Annotated in this window: 16 protein-coding genes and 1 pseudogene; 6 read left to right on the forward strand and 11 right to left on the reverse strand. The window is 65.3% G+C overall.

Features of this window, described 5'->3' with window-relative positions; all coding sequences use genetic code 11:
• Window positions 1-3 precede the first annotated feature (3 nt).
• The 5 genes and pseudogenes from ssuD (at window position 4) to N2603_RS09735 (ending at window position 3,690) form a co-directional block, all read left to right on the forward strand.
• The gene (ssuD, locus tag N2603_RS09715; RefSeq protein WP_260388549.1) at window positions 4-1,167 is read left to right on the forward strand and encodes an FMNH2-dependent alkanesulfonate monooxygenase; all 1,164 of its coding nucleotides are present in this window, start codon (window positions 4-6) and stop codon (window positions 1,165-1,167) included.
• Complete coding sequence (locus tag N2603_RS09720; RefSeq protein ID WP_018641475.1) at window positions 1,164-1,970, forward strand: ABC transporter permease subunit; 807 nt, start codon at window positions 1,164-1,166, stop codon at window positions 1,968-1,970. The genes ssuD and N2603_RS09720 overlap by 4 nt, the downstream gene beginning before the upstream one ends.
• Window positions 1,971-2,191: 221 nt before the next feature.
• Window positions 2,192-2,827 (forward strand): annotated as a pseudogene (locus N2603_RS09725) (ABC transporter ATP-binding protein); the annotation flags it as partial.
• Window positions 2,828-2,859: 32 nt separating this feature from the next.
• On the forward strand, window positions 2,860-3,441 hold the full coding sequence (locus tag N2603_RS09730; RefSeq protein ID WP_260388551.1) for a flavin reductase family protein: 582 nt from the start codon (window positions 2,860-2,862) through the stop codon (window positions 3,439-3,441).
• Window positions 3,442-3,534: 93 nt separating this feature from the next.
• On the forward strand, window positions 3,535-3,690 hold the full coding sequence (locus tag N2603_RS09735) for a hypothetical protein (RefSeq protein ID WP_260388552.1): 156 nt from the start codon (window positions 3,535-3,537) through the stop codon (window positions 3,688-3,690).
• A 114-nt stretch (window positions 3,691-3,804) separates the two neighbouring features.
• Here the strand turns inward: N2603_RS09735 and N2603_RS09740 are convergent, their stop codons facing one another.
• Window positions 3,805-4,953 carry a M20 family metallopeptidase gene (locus N2603_RS09740; protein ID WP_260388553.1) on the reverse strand — a complete coding sequence of 383 codons (1,149 nt, stop codon included), beginning with the start codon at window positions 4,951-4,953 and terminating at the stop codon, window positions 3,805-3,807.
• A gap of 107 nt (window positions 4,954-5,060) precedes the next feature.
• Entirely contained in the window at window positions 5,061-6,311 is a 1,251-nt protein-coding gene (locus N2603_RS09745; protein WP_260388554.1) for a vanadium-dependent haloperoxidase, read from the reverse strand.
• A 329-nt stretch (window positions 6,312-6,640) separates the two neighbouring features.
• On the opposite strand from N2603_RS09745, the gene N2603_RS09750 reads away from it, so the two are divergent.
• Complete coding sequence (locus N2603_RS09750; protein WP_018641469.1) at window positions 6,641-6,973, forward strand: GYD domain-containing protein; 333 nt, start codon at window positions 6,641-6,643, stop codon at window positions 6,971-6,973.
• Window positions 6,974-7,058: 85 nt separating this feature from the next.
• Here N2603_RS09750 and flbD read toward each other — a convergent pair whose 3' ends face one another.
• The 9 genes from flbD to N2603_RS09795 form a co-directional block, all read right to left on the reverse strand.
• Entirely contained in the window at window positions 7,059-8,441 is a 1,383-nt protein-coding gene (flbD, locus tag N2603_RS09755) for a sigma-54-dependent transcriptional regulator FlbD (protein WP_018641468.1), read from the reverse strand.
• 39 nt (window positions 8,442-8,480) lie between these two features.
• A complete protein-coding gene (gene fliN / locus N2603_RS09760; RefSeq protein ID WP_018641467.1) occupies window positions 8,481-8,831 on the reverse strand; it encodes a flagellar motor switch protein FliN in 351 nt (116 codons plus the stop codon).
• 3 nt (window positions 8,832-8,834) lie between these two features.
• Complete coding sequence (locus tag N2603_RS09765) at window positions 8,835-9,458, reverse strand: FliH/SctL family protein (RefSeq protein ID WP_260388555.1); 624 nt, start codon at window positions 9,456-9,458, stop codon at window positions 8,835-8,837.
• Window positions 9,458-10,546: a flagellar motor switch protein FliG gene (gene fliG / locus N2603_RS09770; RefSeq protein ID WP_018641465.1), complete on the reverse strand. Its 1,089-nt coding sequence runs from the start codon at window positions 10,544-10,546 to the stop codon at window positions 9,458-9,460. The genes N2603_RS09765 and fliG overlap by 1 nt, the downstream gene beginning before the upstream one ends.
• A gap of 29 nt (window positions 10,547-10,575) precedes the next feature.
• Window positions 10,576-12,186, reverse strand: coding sequence for a flagellar basal-body MS-ring/collar protein FliF (fliF, locus tag N2603_RS09775; RefSeq protein ID WP_260388556.1), 1,611 nt, complete (start codon window positions 12,184-12,186; stop codon window positions 10,576-10,578).
• A gap of 188 nt (window positions 12,187-12,374) precedes the next feature.
• Window positions 12,375-12,650 carry a CtrA inhibitor SciP gene (gene sciP, locus N2603_RS09780; protein WP_002714638.1) on the reverse strand — a complete coding sequence of 92 codons (276 nt, stop codon included), beginning with the start codon at window positions 12,648-12,650 and terminating at the stop codon, window positions 12,375-12,377.
• A 234-nt stretch (window positions 12,651-12,884) separates the two neighbouring features.
• Window positions 12,885-13,841, reverse strand: coding sequence for an IS481 family transposase (locus tag N2603_RS09785; RefSeq protein ID WP_260388557.1), 957 nt, complete (start codon window positions 13,839-13,841; stop codon window positions 12,885-12,887).
• A gap of 262 nt (window positions 13,842-14,103) precedes the next feature.
• Complete coding sequence (locus N2603_RS09790; RefSeq protein ID WP_018641463.1) at window positions 14,104-14,808, reverse strand: flagellar hook assembly protein FlgD; 705 nt, start codon at window positions 14,806-14,808, stop codon at window positions 14,104-14,106.
• Between the two features lie 13 nt (window positions 14,809-14,821).
• Entirely contained in the window at window positions 14,822-16,450 is a 1,629-nt protein-coding gene (locus N2603_RS09795) for a flagellar hook-length control protein FliK (RefSeq protein ID WP_018641462.1), read from the reverse strand.
• Window positions 16,451-16,693: the final 243 nt, after the last annotated feature.

Below are 16,693 nucleotides of genomic sequence, written 5' to 3' on the forward strand. Positions count from 1 at the left end.
TCCATGAGCCAATCCAGCGCCAACATCCTCTGGTTCCTGCCGACGCATGGCGACGGCCGCTATCTCGGCACCGGCATCGGCGGTCGCGAGGTCAATTTCAATTATCTGCGCCAGGTCGCACAGGCCGCCGACCAGCTCGGCTATTTCGGCGTGCTGCTGCCGACCGGCCGGTCCTGCGAGGATTCCTGGATCGTCGCTTCCGCAGTCGCGCCGTTCACCGAGCGGCTGCGCTACCTCGTGGCTGTCAGGCCCGGCCTGCAATCGCCGAGCGTGGCCGCGCGCATGACGGCGACGCTCGACCGCGTCACGGGCGGCCGGCTGCTGATCAATGTCGTCACCGGCGGCGATCCCGTCGAGAACAAGGGCGACGGCATCTTCCTCGCCCATGACGAGCGCTACGAGGTCACCCGCGAGTTCCTGGGCGTCTATAGCGACCTGCTCGCGGGCAAGGTGGTCAATGTCGAGGGCAAGCACATCCGCATCGAGGACGGCAAGCTGCTGTTCCCGCCGGTGCAGTCGCCGCGGCCGCCGCTTTACTTCGGCGGCTCGTCCGATGCCGGCATCGACGTCGCCGTCGACACCGTCGACAAATATCTGACCTGGGGCGAGCCGCCGGCCCTGGTTGCGGAGAAGATTGCGAAGGTGAGGGAGGTCGCCGCGGCGCGTGGCCGAAAGCTCTCCTTCGGCATCCGTCTTCACGTCATCGTCCGCGAGACCAATGAAGAGGCCTGGCGCGCCGCGAATGAGCTGATCAAGCATGTCAGCGACGACACCATCGCCACTGCGCAGAAGAACTTTGCGCGGATGGACTCCGTCGGCCAGCAGCGCATGGCGCAGCTCCATGGCGGCAAGCGCGACAAGCTCGAGATCGCGCCGAACCTGTGGGCGGGTGTCGGCCTCGTCCGCGGCGGCGCCGGCACGGCGCTGGTCGGCGACGCCCAGACCGTCGCGGCCCGGATCAAGGAATACCAGGACATCGGCATCGATACCTTCATCATGTCGGGCTATCCGCATCTGGAGGAAGCCTATCGCTTCGCCGAGCTCGTCTTCCCGCTGCTCTCGCTCGGTCATGGCAGCAACGTGACGCGGCTGCATCCCAACCATGGCCCGTTCGGCGAGACTGTCGGCAACGACTTCCGCCCGCACAAACAGGCATCGCAATCATGAGCCTCATCGACAGCATCTCTCTCCCGCGCAGCGTCCGCCTGCCGCGGGTCGATGGCCTGGTCCAGTGGATCGTGCCGCTCGCCATCATCGCGATCTGGCAGATCGCCTGCGTCACCGGCTTCGTGCCGACGCGCGTGTTGCCGGCGCCGAGCGACGTCGCGCTGGCGGGCTGGAAGCTGCTGCTCTCCGGCGAGCTCGTCCGCAACATCTGGGTCTCGTTCTGGCGCGCCTCGATCGGCTTCCTGATCGGCGGCAGCATCGGCTTCGCCTTCGGGCTCGCCAACGGTCTGTCGCAGCTCTCGGCCAAGCTCACCGACACCACGCTGCAGATGGTCCGTAACGTGCCGCATCTGGCGCTGATCCCGCTGGTCATCCTGTGGTTCGGCATCGATGAGAGCGCCAAGCTGTTCCTGGTGGCGCTGGGTGTGTTCTTCCCGATCTACCTCAACACGCTGCACGGCATCCGCACCGTCGATCCGCAGCTGATCGAGATGGGCCGCATCTACGGCATGACCGACGGCGAGCTGTTCCGCCGCGTGATCTTCCCGGGCGCCCTGCCCTCGATCTTCGTCGGGATCCGTTTCGCGCTCGGCATCATGTGGCTGACGCTGATCGTGGCCGAGACCATCGCGGCGTCGTCGGGCCTCGGCTACATGGCGATGCAGGCGCGCGAGTTCATGCTGATCGACGTCGTCGTGCTCTCGATCCTGATCTACGCCCTGCTCGGCAAGCTCGCCGACAGCGCCTCCCGCGTGCTGGAGCGGGCGACGCTCTCCTGGCACCCCGCCTTCCAGAAACGTTGAGCAGAAATACTGGGAATCACATGCAGACAGCGCTTCGTACGTCCCTTCCCGAAACCGAGCTCGCCAGCCGCGCCAATTTCGCCCCTCACGCCCGAATCGTGCGCGAGGAGCGTCCGGCGCAGATCACCGGCCTGCCGCTCAGCATCCGCGGCCTGCGAAAGTCCTTCGGCAGCAACGAGGTGCTGCGCGGCATCGATCTGCACATCCCCGCCGGGCAGTTCGTCGCCATCGTCGGCAAGAGCGGCTGCGGCAAGAGCACGCTGCTGCGCCTGATCGCCGGCCTCGACAAGATCGATGCCGGCAGCATCAGCTTCGGCCAGGATGTTCAGCCGGAGGACATCCGCGTGATGTTCCAGGAGCCGCGGCTGTTGCCCTGGGCCCGCGTGCTCGCCAATGTCGAGGTCGGCCTCGGCCGCGATCGCGCCTCAAAAGATGTGCATGCCCGCGCCGAGCAGGCGTTGACGGAGGTCGGTCTTGCCGACAAGCGCGACCAGTGGCCTTCGGTGCTGTCGGGCGGCCAGAAGCAGCGCGTCGCGCTCGGCCGCGCACTGGTCTCCCGTCCGCGCGTGCTCGCCTTCGACGAGCCGCTCGGCGCGCTCGATGCCCTGACCCGCATCTCGATGCAGCGCCTCCTCGAGCGGGTCTGGCGCGACCAGGGCTTCACCGCGATCCTGGTCACCCATGACGTCTCCGAGGCGGTTGCCCTGGCCGACCGGGTGCTGGTGATCGAGGACGGCCGGATCGCCCATGACGTCGTGGTTAACGCCGCCCGGCCGCGGGAACGCGGCTCGGCCGAGCTCGCGGGGCTCGAAGGCTCGATCCTGAGCCACCTTTTGTCGGCGGACGATCGTACCTAAATACAGGGGAACCCCATTTCGGGGACCATGCCATGAATGTAGTGCCCCGCGATCTCATGACCGAAATCCCCGTTTCGCCCGCCGATTTTCGCGGCGCCATGCGCCACCTCACCGGCGGGGTCAGCGTCATCACCGCCGGGCGGGGCAAGGACATCACCGGCATGACGGTGACCTCGGTGACCTCGCTGTCGGTCGAGCCGCCGACGCTGCTGGTCAGCATCAACCGCGATGCCTCGTCCTTCCCGCTGATCAAGCGCCACGGCGCCTTCGGCGTGAACATCCTCAACGCTGATCAGCTCGACATTGCCGAGCGCTTTGCCGGCAAGGGCGGGCTGAAGGGCGCCGACCGCTTTGCCGGCGCCAAATGGGTGACGGCGGTCTCAGGCGTTCCGCTCCTCGTCGGTGCGTTGTCGGTGTTCGACTGCGAGGTCGAGGAGATCGTCGAGCGGCATTCGCACGGCATCGTCATCGGCCGTGTCAGGGACGTCAGGAACTCGACGCGCAACGCGGCGCTCGCCTATTGGCACGGCCAGTACGTGGCGGTGGACCAGGACGAGGACGCCGCAAGGCTCGCCGATGTCAGCCTTCCCGCGCGCACCCGGCGCGGCATTTGATCGCCGCCGGTAGGCGCCGGCTGGCCTTTTCCGCCTCATCGCTCTAGAAGCGCTGCTTCAGCCGTCCCGCCGGGACGGCATTGGAGCGGATCGATGAAGCGCGTCGCGACCCTAGCCTTCTACGCCATCGGCGCGCTCGCGATCGCCTATCTCGCGCTCTACGCCTACGCGATGTTCTCAGGGCGCCCGATCGTGCCGGGCGATCCCATCCACATCTTCCGCAAGCCCGACGCGCCGAGTTATTCGTAGAACCCGGCAGGTCTCGTAGGGTGGGCAAAGCGAAGCGTGCCCACCAGTTCCATCCGATGAAGATAATGGTGGGCACGGCGCAAGTGCGCCTTTGCCCACCCTACGGCACCTCTCTCACCCCCTTAAAATCGCCAGCGCCAGCGCCTGCGCGCGCGGCACGATGCTGTCGATCTCGAGATATTCCTCCGGCGTGTGCGCGAGCCCGCCGACGGGGCCGAGGCCGCAGATGGTCGGCGTGCCGACTGCGGCGGTGAAGCCGGAATCGGCGCAGCCGCCGGAGAACTCGCCTTGCAGCGTGGTGAGGCCGACCTGTCTTGCGGCGGCCTGATAGCCTTCGAACAGCGTCTTCGACTCCGCGCTCTGCACCACCGGCACGAACTCGCCCTTGATCGTCAGCGTCGCGCTGGTGCCCGGCACGTAGGAGGTTGCAACGATGGTCTCGATCGCGGCCATGATCCGCGCGCGATCGGCCGGATCGACATAGCGCAGATCAATCTGGCCTTCGGCGTAAGGCGCAGTGGTGTTGACGGACTGGCCGCCCGAGACGAGACCGACATTCAGCGTGATGCCCTTGTCGAGATCGGTCAGCGCGTGGATCTGCACGATCTTGTGCGCGAGCTCGCCGATCGCGCTGACGCCCGCGGCGAAATTGGCGCCGGAGTGCGCGGCCTTGCCGGTGATGGCCATGTGCATGAAGATGCCGCCCTTACGCCCCGTCACGACATTGCCTGTGGGGCGACCCGGCTCGGAGTTGAACACGGCGCGCGCGGCTCGTCCCTCGCGCTCGATGATGGGGCGGCAGGCGGGCGAGCCGATCTCCTCGTCGGAGGTGATCAGCACCTTGATCGGGTGCGGGCTGCCGCCGAATTTATGGAAGGCGGTCGCCACGAACACGTTCATGACGAGGCCCGACTTCATGTCGGCGACGCCCGGCCCATAGGCGCGACCGTCTCGAATCGTGAACGGACGCCGCCCGGCCTCGCCCTTGCCGAACACGGTGTCGCGATGGCCCATCAACAGCACCGGCTTCTCGTTGCTGCCGGGCTTTGCCACCTCGGCATGGATCGCATCGCCGAAAGTGGTGTTGGCCTCGCGCCGGACCGGAATGCCGTGCTCGACAAAGTGCCGCTCGAACCGCGTACCGACCGCATCGACGCCTTCCTTGTCATAGGATCCGGAATCGACGTTCACGACATCGCGCAAGAGATCGATCATCGCCTGCTTCTGCGACGCCAGCCAGTCCGTGATTTGAGCTTCAGACATATGTACCCTCGTGGTTCTCACGCACGGTTATAGGACCTTGCGCAGGCGTGACATAGTCGCCGGATGCGGTGCGGCTATGTGTTCGGTGCTCCATAACGGCCGCCGGCCTAGCGGCTTGGCTGCGCCATTGCCTCCACACCGCGAAGCTGCGTCGCGACGGTCAGCGCACCGATCTTTCGGCCCATGTCCTTGCCGACTTCGGTCGAGAAGCGGTAGTGAAAGCCGGCCCAGATGCGCGCATTGGAGACTTCGTCGCTATAGTCCTGCAGCCGCGACCATTTGCGCGTGACCCCGGGTGCCGTCGGGCTGGTCAGGGAGAACTCGCCAAAATCTCCGACCACGGTCTGGAGCACGGTCGAAATCGCGGCCGAGACGATGCAGTGCGCGCAGGGATATTCCGGATGCATCGGCGTGTCCCCGAGCGGCAGCCAGGAGGCATCGCGAGGCGTCGCGGCATTCGACGTCAGATCGGCGTTGCGGATGGCCGTGATCGGGCGCCAGAAATTGTAGTGATACTTGGCGTCGAACACGGCGACGATGGCATCGTTGCCGGTGATCGACGTCAGGGCGAACAGGCGGGCGCAGTCGACGAGATCCATTCCCTTGACCGAAGCGGCCTGCCTCACGATCGGGTTGTAGGTGCGGGCACCGACAAAGAACCAGAATCGACCGATCGTCGTTTGCTCGGGCGTCCGGGTCGCGCTGCCTCGGCCGCCGACCTCGCGGATTTCGTTCACGTCCCTGGTCCAGACCTCTGAATCGAGCGCGGGCGGCGGTCCGGGACGGAACTGCGATCCCGACGTCATGACCCAGGGCGTCGTCGCACCCGTGGTCGAGAAAAGCGGGACCACGGTTGGGACATAGGCGCCCGGCGTGGTCAGGGGCCGGTACGTTTCCACGGCGGCGCTGCCATCGTTAGCGCGAAGCTGGATGATCTGCACTGCCGCCTCTTTCCCGAGGGCGATGCCGGCGGTCTTGGACTCGCCATCGGCAATCGGCGCCAGCGCGTTCGTCAGTGTCGCATCCAGGTCCGGCTTGAGGTCTGGATAGATCGACAGCAGCACATCGTGCGCCGCAACTGCGGCTGCAGCTTCCCGCGACGTCGAACGATCTGCCGACAACGAGATCTTGTATGGCGCATAGCGGTGCTCAATCGCGTTGACCGCCTCGAACATTGCAACGTGCATCAAGGACAAGGCGCGGCTGTGCGGCGCCGGAGGAATCTGTTTCTCGGCAGCAATCGCGTCGGCCTTTGCATTCCAGTCCATGATCACATCGGCGCGCGCCAGCGGCGCTGAAGCTGTGATCAGCGTTGCAATCAGCGACAGGCGGGAGATCGTCCACAAAGGGTATTTCATGACTTGCCCTTTCGATTTGAAGGCCTTTCGGAAGGCGGACGCGCCATCTCACTCCAGAATTCTACCGATCCTGATGCGCATCGATAGTGAACTGCTTCACTCGCGGCGGCACGATAGTCGCGCTCCAAATGGGTAGGCTTGGCTGACCGTTCGCGCAGTATTGCTGAGTCGGTTACAATCGGCGCAAGCTGCCAGTTGGATGTGCCGAGGTCCGCAGCTCTATCTTCAAGGCAGCTCGCATGCTGTCGGCAGGCCGTGCCTTGCTCTCGCTCGGAGGGCTCTTTCCAAAATTACAGGTGTTGTCGCTCTAACTTCGACGGAGAGAAACCATGCCGCTGTTCATCTCGTACGTCTCATACTCAAACGCGGGCATCAAGGGGATGGTCGACAAGCCGATCGATCGTACCTCAGTCATCGGTGCGCTGGTCGAAAAAGCCGGCGGAAAGCTCCAGGGAGCTTTCATGACGACCGGTCAGCACGACGCAGTGCTCGTCACGGAGTTTCCCGACGGCTCCGATGCTATTGCGATTGGAATGGTTGCCGCCGCCAGTGGCGCCGTCTCCAAGATCGAAACCGTGCGCGCCTGGAAGATGGGCGAATTCAAGAGCATCGCGGAAAAGGCCGCGAAGCTCGCAAGCTCCTACGTCCCGCCGGGCAAATAGTTCGGACAGATCGCGACATGATCGGGCCCGGAACGCTTGCGGCGCTCCGGGCCTTTGTGCAGACGTCGAGCTTGAAGATCAGGGCTCACCCCATCATCGGCACGCGCGGATATTCGCCCGGCGTCCCCGCGGGCGGGATCGGGATGCCGCCGTCGGCGTATTCGTTGAGCTTGTTGCGCAGCGTGCGGATGGAGATGCCGAGGATGTTGGCGGCATGGGTGCGGTTGCCGAGGCAGTGCTTCAGCGTCTCGAGGATCAGATCGCGCTCGACGTCGGCGACGGTGCGCCCCACAAGCGCGCGCGTCACCTGCTCGGCGGCCATGGTCGCGTGCGCCACGGCCGGCGCGGTCTTGGCGAGATCGAGGCGATCGCCGTCCGGGGTGATGATCGCGTCGGGGCCGATCTCGTCGCCCTGCGCCATCAGCACGGCGCGGTGCATGGTGTTTTCGAGCTCGCGGACGTTGCCCTGCCAGCGGTTGGTGGAGAGCACGCGGCGCGCCTCCGCCGAGAGCGGGCGCATCGGCACGCCGTTGGCCTCGGCATATTTCTTCACGAAGTGCTGGGCGAGCTCGAGGATGTCGGCGGGACGCTCGCGCAGCGGCGGAATCTTCAAGTTCACGACGTTGAGGCGGAACAGCAGGTCCTCGCGGAACGTGCCCTCACGCACGGCCTCGGCAAGGTTGCGGTTCGAGGTCGCGATGATGCGGATGTCGACTGGAACGGGTTTGGTGCCGCCGACGCGATCGATCACACGCTCCTGGATGGCGCGCAGAAGTTTTGATTGCAGGCGGACGTCCATCTCGGAGATTTCATCGAGCAGCAGCGTGCCGCCGGTCGCCTCCTCGAACTTGCCGATGCGGCGGGCGACGGCACCGGTGAAGGCGCCCTTCTCGTGGCCGAACAGCTCGGACTCCAGCAGGTGCTCGGGGATCGCGGCGCAATTGATCGAGATGAACGGACGCTTGGCGCGGGCCGAGCGGCTGTGGACGTAGCGGGCCAGCACCTCCTTGCCGGTGCCGGATTCACCCGTGATCATCACCGAGGCGTCGGAGCCGGCGATCTGCTGCGCGAGCTTGATCACCTTCGCCATCGCCTCGTCGCGATAGACCAGCTCGCGGGAATCGTTGGCGACGGCGGCCAGCACCGCGGCGATCAGCTCCGGATCCGGCGGCAGCGGGATGTATTCCTTGGCCCCGGCGTGGATCGCGGCGACTGCGGCGCGGGCGTCGTTGGTGATGCCGCAGGCGACGATCGGAGCGTGGATGTGCTCGGCTTCCAGCCGCATCACGAGGTCGCGGATGTCGAGGGCGACATCGACCAGCAGCAGGTCGGCGCCCTTGCCGCCGCGCAGCACGCGCATCGCCTGCTCGTGATCCTCGGCGTGGGTCACGGTCGCACCGTTCTCCATCGCGATCTTGGTGGCGGTGGTGAGCTGGCCCTTCAATGTGCCAACGATGAGAAGCCGCATGTCAGTCTCCTGTCCGTCTGGTCGCGCTATTGCGCGTCATCACGTGCGTTCGGTCTTGATGATTTCGGTCATGGTCACGCCGAGCTTGTCCTCGACCAGGACGACTTCGCCGCGGGCGACCAACTTGTTGTTGACGTAGATGTCGATGGCCTCGCCGACGCGGCGGTCGAGCTCGAGCACGGTGCCGGGTCCGAGCTTCAATAGCTCGCTGACGTCCATCTTGGAGCGGCCGAGCACGGCCGAGACCTGCACCGGTACGTCGAACACGGCCTCGAGGTCGGCGGCGGCGCGCGCCGCATATTCATCCTCGTTGTAGCCGACATCGGTGCCGGCAGGCGGCATCGGGCCGTTGAGATCGGGCAGCGGGACCTGTCCGTCGGTGTCGCTCATGGCTTAGCTCCCCCTCCGGGACGCGATATAGCGTCCGACCATGTCGTCGATCTTGGCCGCGATGGCGCCGCGCTCCAGCACGACACCGCCGTCGGCCCATTCGATCCGGCAGTCGCCGGTGGCAATTTCCGGCTCGGCCAGGATCACCAGCCGGCCTTCGAAGCCGCTCTGCTTGGCGAGCCGCTCGATCTTCTCGCGCGCGCTGTCGTAGAGCGAATCGTTGATGCGGACGACGAGATGCGGCGTCGCGACCAAATGCGAGAAGCAGTCCTTGACCAGCGCGACGATCTCGCCGAGCGGCTCGGCGGTGACGAGGTCGGCGCACAGCTTGCGCGCCACTGCGACCGCGACGTCGACCGCCTCGGTCTCCATCTTGGATTCGATGTTGCCGATGCCGGATGCGATGCCCCGGATCGCGATGTTGATCTCCTCCATGGCGAGCGCGACGCGGCGGTCGCTCTCGGCCTTGGCCTCGCGCTGGCCGGCGGCAAAACCGTCCTGATAGGCCCGCGCCTCGGCTTCCGCGATCTTCTGGGCGATCTCGGCGGCGGTCGCAGGCTTCTCGCGCGTCGTCCGCTCGGGCGCCGCGAAGTCGGTATCGAACAGGAATTTTGCCGGAGCGGCCATCAGTACACCAGCTCGTCGTCGGCGCGGTTCTTGGTCAGCATGATCTCGCCCTTGGCGGCGAGGTCCTTGGCGAGGTTGACCAGCAGCGCCTGGGCCTCGTCGACGTCGCGCAGGCGGACCGGGCCCATTGCCGCCATGTCGTCCTGGAGCATCTTGGCCGCGCGCGAGGACATGTTGCCAAAGAAGAAGTTGCGGACGTCCTCGTTGGCGCTCTTGAGCGCGACGCCGAGCTTGTCCTTGTCGACGTTGCGCATCAGGGTCTGGGCCGAGCCGGAATCCAGCTTCACGAGGTCGTCGAAGGTGAACATCAGTGCCTTGATGCGCTCCGCCGATTCCCGGTTCTCCTCTTCCAGCGAGGTGATGAAGCGGGTTTCGGTCTGGCGGTCGAAATTGTTGAAGATCTCGGCCATCACCTCGTGGGCGTCGCGCCGGCGGGTCTGCGACAGGTTGGACATGAACTCGGTGCGCAGCGTCTTTTCCACGCTCTCGATCACTTCCTTCTGGACCGCCTCCATCTTCAGCATGCGGTTGACGACGTCGAGTGCGAGTTCCTCGGGGAAGATGCCGAGCACGCGCGCGGCGTGCTCCGGCTTCAGCTTCGACAGTACCACCGCGATGGTCTGCGGATATTCGTTCTTCAGATAATTGGCGAGGACCTCTTCCTGCACGTTGGAGAGCTTCTCCCACATGTTGCGGCCGGCCGGGCCGCGGATCTCGTCCATGATGCCGTTGACGCGCTCGGGCGCCAGATATTGCTGGAGCAGCCGCTCGGTGGCGTCGAAATTGCCCATCAGCGCGCCGGAGGCCGACATGCGCGAGACGAACTCGAGCAGCATGTCCTCGACGGTGTCGACCTCAACGGTACCGAGCGTCGACATCTCCAGCGAGAGCTGTCGCACCTCGTCGTCGTCGAGCAGCGACCAGATCTTGCCGCCATATTGCTCGCCGAGCGCCAGCATCAGGATCGCGGCGCGCTTCGGTCCCGCCACCGTTTCGGCCTTGCCCGTGCGGCTGCCGGCACGCTGGCCGAGCGTGGAGATCACGCTGGTGATGTCGTTGGAGTTGGCGTTTTGCAAGGAGGCGGCCATGTCAGATCACTTCTTGATTCACTTGGCGGTTACTTGGTTGGCTCGGTGAGCCACTGGCGGATGATGGCGACGGTTTCGTTGGGGTTGCGCTCGGCGAGCTCGCCGACGCGATGAACGGACTGGGCGTGGACCTGGCCCTGGATGGTAGCGACGTCGATCGCGCTGGCGGCGCCGCCCGGCAGGAGCGCAGGGCCGGCGGGCGCTGCCTCTTCCGAGGCGGCGGGGCCGGAGAGGACGCCGGTGATGGCCGCGGCGACCTCGTCGGAGGCGAGGATGCGCTTGACCAGCGGGCGGATCACCATGAACATCACGACGAGGCCGAGCAGCATCATCACGCCGAGCTCGAAGAAGTACATGACGTCGTCCTTGGTGAACTGCAGCATGCCGAGGAAGCCTGAGGGTTCACCGATCGGTGCGGTGGAGGGGGCGTCGGCGAAGCGCAAATTGACGACCTCGACCTGGTCGCCACGCTTCTGGTCGAAGCCGATCGCCGAGCGCACCAGGGTGGCGATGCGGTCGAGCTGCTCCTTGGTGCGGTCCGTGTAGGCGAGCTCGCCCTTGTCGTTCTTGGTGTAGATGCCGTCGACCAGCACCGCGACCGAGATGCGGTTGACCCGGCCGGCCTCGGTCACCTCGGTCTTGGTGGTGCGGGAGATCTCGTAATTGTTGGTCTCCTCGGTCTTCTTGCTCTGGTCCTTGGCCGCGACGCCGTTGTTCTGCTGGTTGCCGGGCAGCTCGTTGTTGACGGTGACCTGGCCGTTGTTGTCGGCGGTCATGCTGCTTTCTTCGCGGGTCTGGCTCGAGCGCAGCACGCGGCCCTCGGGGTCGTACTTGTCCGAGGTCTGGGTGACCTTGTTGAAGTCGAAATCGGCGGAGAGCTGGACGCGGGCCCGGCCGGCGCCGACCACGGAGGACACGATGTCCTCGACCTGCTTGCGCATCCGCTTCTCGAAGGCGGTGCGGCGTTCGTCGCCGAGCGCCTGCTCCGGATCGGTCTGGGCGCCGTCGGCGAGCAGCTGGCCGGCCTCGTCGACGATCGAGACCCGCTGCGGCTTCAGGCCGTTGACGGCGGAGGCGACGAGGTGGCGGATGGCGCGGATCTGCTGGGCTTCGAGCGAGCCGCGCACCCGCACCACGATCGAGGCCGACGGCTCCGGCGCCTCGCGGGCGAACAGCGGCCGCTCCGGCAGCACGAGGTGGACGCGGGCGGCCTGGATGCGGTCGATGGCGCGGATGGTGCGGGCGAGCTCGCCTTCCAGCGCGCGCAGATGATTGATGTTCTGGACGAAGGAGGTGGTGCCGAGCGCGTCCGACTTGTCGAACACCTCGTAGCCGACGCCGCCGCCCTTGGGCAGGCCGCCCTCGGCGAGCTTCATCCGCAGGCGCGTGACCTTGTCCTTGGGCACCATGACGATGGAGCCCTCATTGCGGATCTCGAACTGGATGCCCTGGCGTTCCAGGTCCTTGATAATACTGGAAGAATCTTCGACGCTGAGGTCCGTGAACAGCGTCGTCATCTGCGGCGTCGTGACCCGCATGATGACGAACGCGAAGAAGCCGATGAGCGCGGCGGTGACCGCGATCATCGCCCCGAACCGGGCGGCACCGATACTTTTTAAGAAGTCCGCAAGACCTTGCAAGCAACCGCCCCGAAGCTTCGACCCGCTACCGAGCGGCCGACTGGGCAATTATTGCCTAGGGGATGGTTTCGATATGGTTAACGAAGGTTAAGAGGTCGGACAAAAGTCGCCCCAAAAGCAAACATGAAAAAAATCGGCCTCGCTGGGCGAGGCCGATTTTCGTCAATAGCCGCAGATTTCCGGATCGCTTACTGGCGATATTGCTGGATGCGGGTGGTGCGAAGACCCGCCAGACCGTGCTGGTCGATGGAAAACTGCCAGGAGAGGAATTCGTCGACCGTCAGGGTATAACGGCTGCAGGCCTCCTCGAGGGAGAGAAGTCCGCCACGCACGGCGGCGACGACCTCGGCCTTGCGGCGGATGACCCAGCGTTTGGTGCCGGGTGCGGGCAGATCTGCGATCGTCAGCGGACTGCCGTCCGGCCCGATGACGTATTTTACCCTCGGGCGATGGGGTTCTGTCATGGCGTACTCACAAACTCTCAACCACTGAACTCACGCAGTAACCGTAACCCCCGCGGCTTAAAAATCCGCTAAGCCTAAGGCTTCAATACAATTCTCGTTGAAACTTGCGGGAACGCGGCCGGCCTGGCGGGCGAAACAGCATGGTTCGGGCCGGCCAGGCGGGCAGAAGGTAAATACTTTACTAACGAACTGGGGCTGCGGTGCTGTCGCAAGGCCCCTAACTGTCGTCCCGGCCTAGTTGTGGAGCCTCAAGAGGTTGTCCTTGGTCAAACCGAGCCTGCTGATCGGCGTTTGAGATTTTATCCCACCGTGGGGCCGATGCCAGTTGTATTGGTGCAGCCAGAACGGCAGCTCTTGGGCGCGCCGATCTGATGTTGGATAGGCTTTGGCATAGGCCCATTCGCGAAGCGCGGTTTGGATGAAGCGCTCGGCCTTGCCGTTTGTTCTGGGCGTATAGGGCTTGGTGCGAATGTGCTTGATGCCCAGGTCCCGGCAAGCGTCGCGGAAGGCGAAGGACTGGTAGCAACTGCCATTGTCGGTCATGACGCGCGTGACGGTGACGCCGAGGCTTTTGTAATAAGCCACAGCCGCCTTGAGAAAGGGAACAGCACTGTCCGCTGTCTCGTCGGGCTTGATCTCGGAGAACGCGACGCGGGAATGATCGTCAATGCAGACGTGGACGAAATCCCACCCAGCGCCGCGGCTCTTGTTTGGACCACTCGGATCGCCGGTGATGCGGTGGCCAACACGCTCGAAACGCCCGAGCTTTTTGATGTCGATGTGGAGCATCTCGCCTGGGTTCTCGCGCTCATAGCGGCGCTCCGGTTCGGCCGGCTCCAGGTCGCGTATCCGGTTTAATCCCAAGCGGCGCAGGATGCGGCTGACGGTGGCCGGTGACACCTCGACCTCGGCAGCGATCTGCTTGCCGGTGTGGCGCTGCCGGCGCAACGCCTCCACAGCGGTGCACGTGGCGACCGGGGTTTGGCTTGGCGATGAAAGGGGCCTGGAGGACCGATCTCGCAATCCCTCTACACCTTCCGCGCGGAACCGCTTGACCCATTTGGCGACCGTCTTCGGCGTCGTATTGAACAGGTCGGCCGCGCCAGCTTGGCTTAGCCCACCTTGCACCACGCTTCGGACCATCGCCTCTCGACCTTTGGGCGTCAAAGGCGCATTCTTGTGCACGTTCATCTGGTCTCTCCTTGGAACACTGAAGCTTCGCAACCTCAGCTTCCTCGGTTCAGACCAGATGGACAACCTCCTGAAAGACCACACCTAGTGCGCAATTGCGCACGGGGGCCGGGACCCATACCGCGTGATCTATCAATCAGACGCAGGTAGCAGTACCGGAAATTGACTTCCTAACCACTGGTCTTCGCCAAACTTCTGCCTGTGGTTATAGGTCCCGGCCTTCGCCGGGACGACACCGAATATGCGGCTCGCGCGCTCGCCCTCAATTGCTCGTCGCAATAATGCTCTTCACCTGGCTCAGCGTGTAGCTGGCGCCGTCGATGGTGAGCAGCGGCGGCGACTGCGTCAGGTCGACCGACGACACCGTGCCCTGCACCTGCGCGGCGATGCCGACAGTGTTGTTCGCGACGTCCTTGCCCGTGGCCGAGATCGTGTACTTGCCGTCGGGCCATTGCGTGCCGTCATTGCCCATGCCGTTCCAGGTGAAGGGAATGTCGGTGCCGGCGGAGGCGGTGTATTTGCCGGTGAACACGGTCTGGCCGCTGGCATTGGCGACGGTGATGTCGACGGTGGAATCGCTCGGCACGTTGAGATGCCAGGTCGCCGACGAGTTCTTCATGGTCGCGGTCGAGCCGTCGACCAGGGCGGTCTTGCCGACGAAGCCCAGCGCCTGGGTCGCCTGCGTGGTCTGCTGCAGGGTGACGAGCTGGGCCAGCGAGTCGTTGGTCTTGAGCTGCTGCTCGACGCCGGCGAACTGCACCAGCTGCTGGGTGAACTGGTTGGTGTCGAGCGGATCGAGCGGGTTCTGGTTCTGCAGCTGCGTCGTCAGCAGCGTCAGGAAGGTCTGGAAATTGCCGGCGAGCGTCGATCCCGTGCTCGAGCTCAGCGAGTTCGATGTGGACGATTTCGGGATGTCGGTCGTGCCGGAGACGACGGAGGGGGCGGTGGCGGCATTCGTGGTGGTCATTGGCGAATACTCCTCACACTCTGATGTCGACGCCGCTGCTCGATCCGAGCATGCGGCCATAGCCGCGCCCCACGGGCGCTGCGGGAACGCTGTCGTCCTCGCTGATGATCAGCCGGCGGGCATTGCCGCCATTGTCGTTGTTCTGGCCGGACTGCTGGCCGGACGAATTCTGGTCGCGCAGGCTGAAGGACAGCCCGTTGCTGCCGGTCTTGAAGCCGGCATCGTCGAGCGCGCGCTGCAATTGAGGCGCGTCCTGCCGCAGCATCTGCAGCGTCTCCGGCTTCTCGACCGTCAGATGCGAGGTCACCTGGCCATTGCGGTCGACATTGATGCGGACGTCGATACGGCCCAAGTCGACCGGATCGAGGCTGATGTCGAAGCGCGTTTTTCCGGCACGCGCGGCGGCGGCGATCTCGATCGGGACGGCATTGATCGGCACCGCCGCGGAGGTCGCCGCGGTCGCGGTCAACGTTGCGGTCGAGGCGGTCGCGGCCGAGGTCGTCGTGGTCAGCGGGGCCTGCACCGCGGAGGCGGCCTGCGCGCTCGTGTCGACCTGCGCCGCGACAGCCTGAGCGCCCGCATGCGCGTGCGTGTTCGTCGCCGCGGGCGCCGCGTCGGTCGAGCCGGCCTTCACGTCGGCCTTCGCGTCGGTTGCGCTGCCATCGGCCTGCGGCTTGGCGGCTTGCGGATGCGCGGCGTTGGTGGCTGTCGCATTTGCCGGCGTGAGCGCGGCGTTCGCCTTGCCCGCGTCCTGGCCGATATTGGAGACGTCGCTTGCGCCGGCGGCGGTCGCGGCAGCCTTGAAAGAGGTCTTTGGCGTGCCCTGGTCCACTGCGGCGATCAGCCCGCCATTGGTCTTGGCCTCCGTCGCGGTGCCCTCGGTGCCGTCGGTCGCGCCGGTCGCGGCATCGGCCAGCGTCGCCGAAGTGTCGGCATCGACTTTCGCGCCGGCCGTCTTGGCGCTCTTGTCGCCGGGCGTTGCGGTGTCGGTCTTGGTGCCGGCGATCTGCGCCGCGGTGGAAGCGCTGGCGGCGATGCCGGCAGCGGCGATCGTCAGCGGCGAGGCGGCGGCATCGCTGGCCTGGCTTGCGGCCGCATTCGGATCGACCGGCACCACGGGCGCGGCGACGACGACCGCGTTCGGATCGGGCAGGGCGGGCTGCGTCGCGTCGACTTGCGCCGCGGTTGCGGCATCGACGGCGCCGGCGAGGCTGTCGCTGCCGTCGGTCTTGTCGCCCTTGGTCTCCTCGGATTTGTCGGCCGATTTGGCGTCGGAGGCTTCTAGCTTGTCCTTGGTCTTGCCCGTCTTGGCGGGATCCTTGACCTGATCGTCCGTGGCCTCGCTCTTGGCGGGCGCGGAGGTGTCGGTGTCGTCGCTGGCCTTGCTTTGCGCGGAGGAATCTGTGGAAGCGGCGTCGCGCGAGCTGCGGTCGGAGGCGGAGGACGACGAGGCGGAATCGGTCCGGCGCGGCGCGGTGTCCTGGGCCGGCGCGTTGTTGCTGATCGCCTGGGTGTTGCTGTCGACCAGCGAGCCGAAGGAGTCGCTCGGGGACGTGTCCTTGTGCCCTTGCGAGCGCGCAGGCTTCTGTTGCGCACTCGAAACCTGGACGCTGGCAGCTAGATCTGACGAAACACCGACCACAGGCGACCTCTCGGAAACATCTTCGGCAGAGGGGTAGCAAGGAGCGGGCCAACCTCCTGAATGACGATTTTATATAATGAAATCAATGTATTGTCAGATCGGTGCCTCGGCTGCGAGGAGCGCAGAAGCCCCGCCATTTCTGCCGCCCCGGCAAGAATTGCCCTAAGCTTGAGGCCGGCGTGATTGCTTCACCGGAATGCGGCCTATATTAAAGAGGCAGCTCTCAGCCGCTTTCGACCGGGC

Origin of the sequence: Bradyrhizobium huanghuaihaiense (assembly GCF_025200885.1) — a bacterium.
Classification (GTDB): domain Bacteria; phylum Pseudomonadota; class Alphaproteobacteria; order Rhizobiales; family Xanthobacteraceae; genus Bradyrhizobium; species Bradyrhizobium huanghuaihaiense.

Coding starts and splice junctions, on each gene's coding strand:
- N2603_RS09785 (WP_260388557.1), bottom strand. CDS start 13,841: ATGAACGTGCACAAGAATGCGCCTTTGACGCCCAAAGGTCGAGAGGCG.
- fliG (WP_018641465.1), bottom strand. CDS start 10,546: ATGGCCGCCTCCTTGCAAAACGCCAACTCCAACGACATCACCAGCGTG.
- fliN (WP_018641467.1), bottom strand. CDS start 8,831: ATGAGCGACACCGACGGACAGGTCCCGCTGCCCGATCTCAACGGCCCG.
- flbD (WP_018641468.1), bottom strand. CDS start 8,441: ATGCGGCTTCTCATCGTTGGCACATTGAAGGGCCAGCTCACCACCGCC.
- N2603_RS09730 (WP_260388551.1), top strand. CDS start 2,860: ATGAATGTAGTGCCCCGCGATCTCATGACCGAAATCCCCGTTTCGCCC.
- N2603_RS09750 (WP_018641469.1), top strand. CDS start 6,641: ATGCCGCTGTTCATCTCGTACGTCTCATACTCAAACGCGGGCATCAAG.
- N2603_RS09720 (WP_018641475.1), top strand. CDS start 1,164: ATGAGCCTCATCGACAGCATCTCTCTCCCGCGCAGCGTCCGCCTGCCG.
- N2603_RS09765 (WP_260388555.1), bottom strand. CDS start 9,458: ATGGCCGCTCCGGCAAAATTCCTGTTCGATACCGACTTCGCGGCGCCC.
- N2603_RS09745 (WP_260388554.1), bottom strand. CDS start 6,311: ATGAAATACCCTTTGTGGACGATCTCCCGCCTGTCGCTGATTGCAACG.
- N2603_RS09735 (WP_260388552.1), top strand. CDS start 3,535: ATGAAGCGCGTCGCGACCCTAGCCTTCTACGCCATCGGCGCGCTCGCG.
- N2603_RS09740 (WP_260388553.1), bottom strand. CDS start 4,953: ATGTCTGAAGCTCAAATCACGGACTGGCTGGCGTCGCAGAAGCAGGCG.
- N2603_RS09790 (WP_018641463.1), bottom strand. CDS start 14,808: ATGACCACCACGAATGCCGCCACCGCCCCCTCCGTCGTCTCCGGCACG.
- sciP (WP_002714638.1), bottom strand. CDS start 12,650: ATGACAGAACCCCATCGCCCGAGGGTAAAATACGTCATCGGGCCGGAC.
- ssuD (WP_260388549.1), top strand. CDS start 4: ATGAGCCAATCCAGCGCCAACATCCTCTGGTTCCTGCCGACGCATGGC.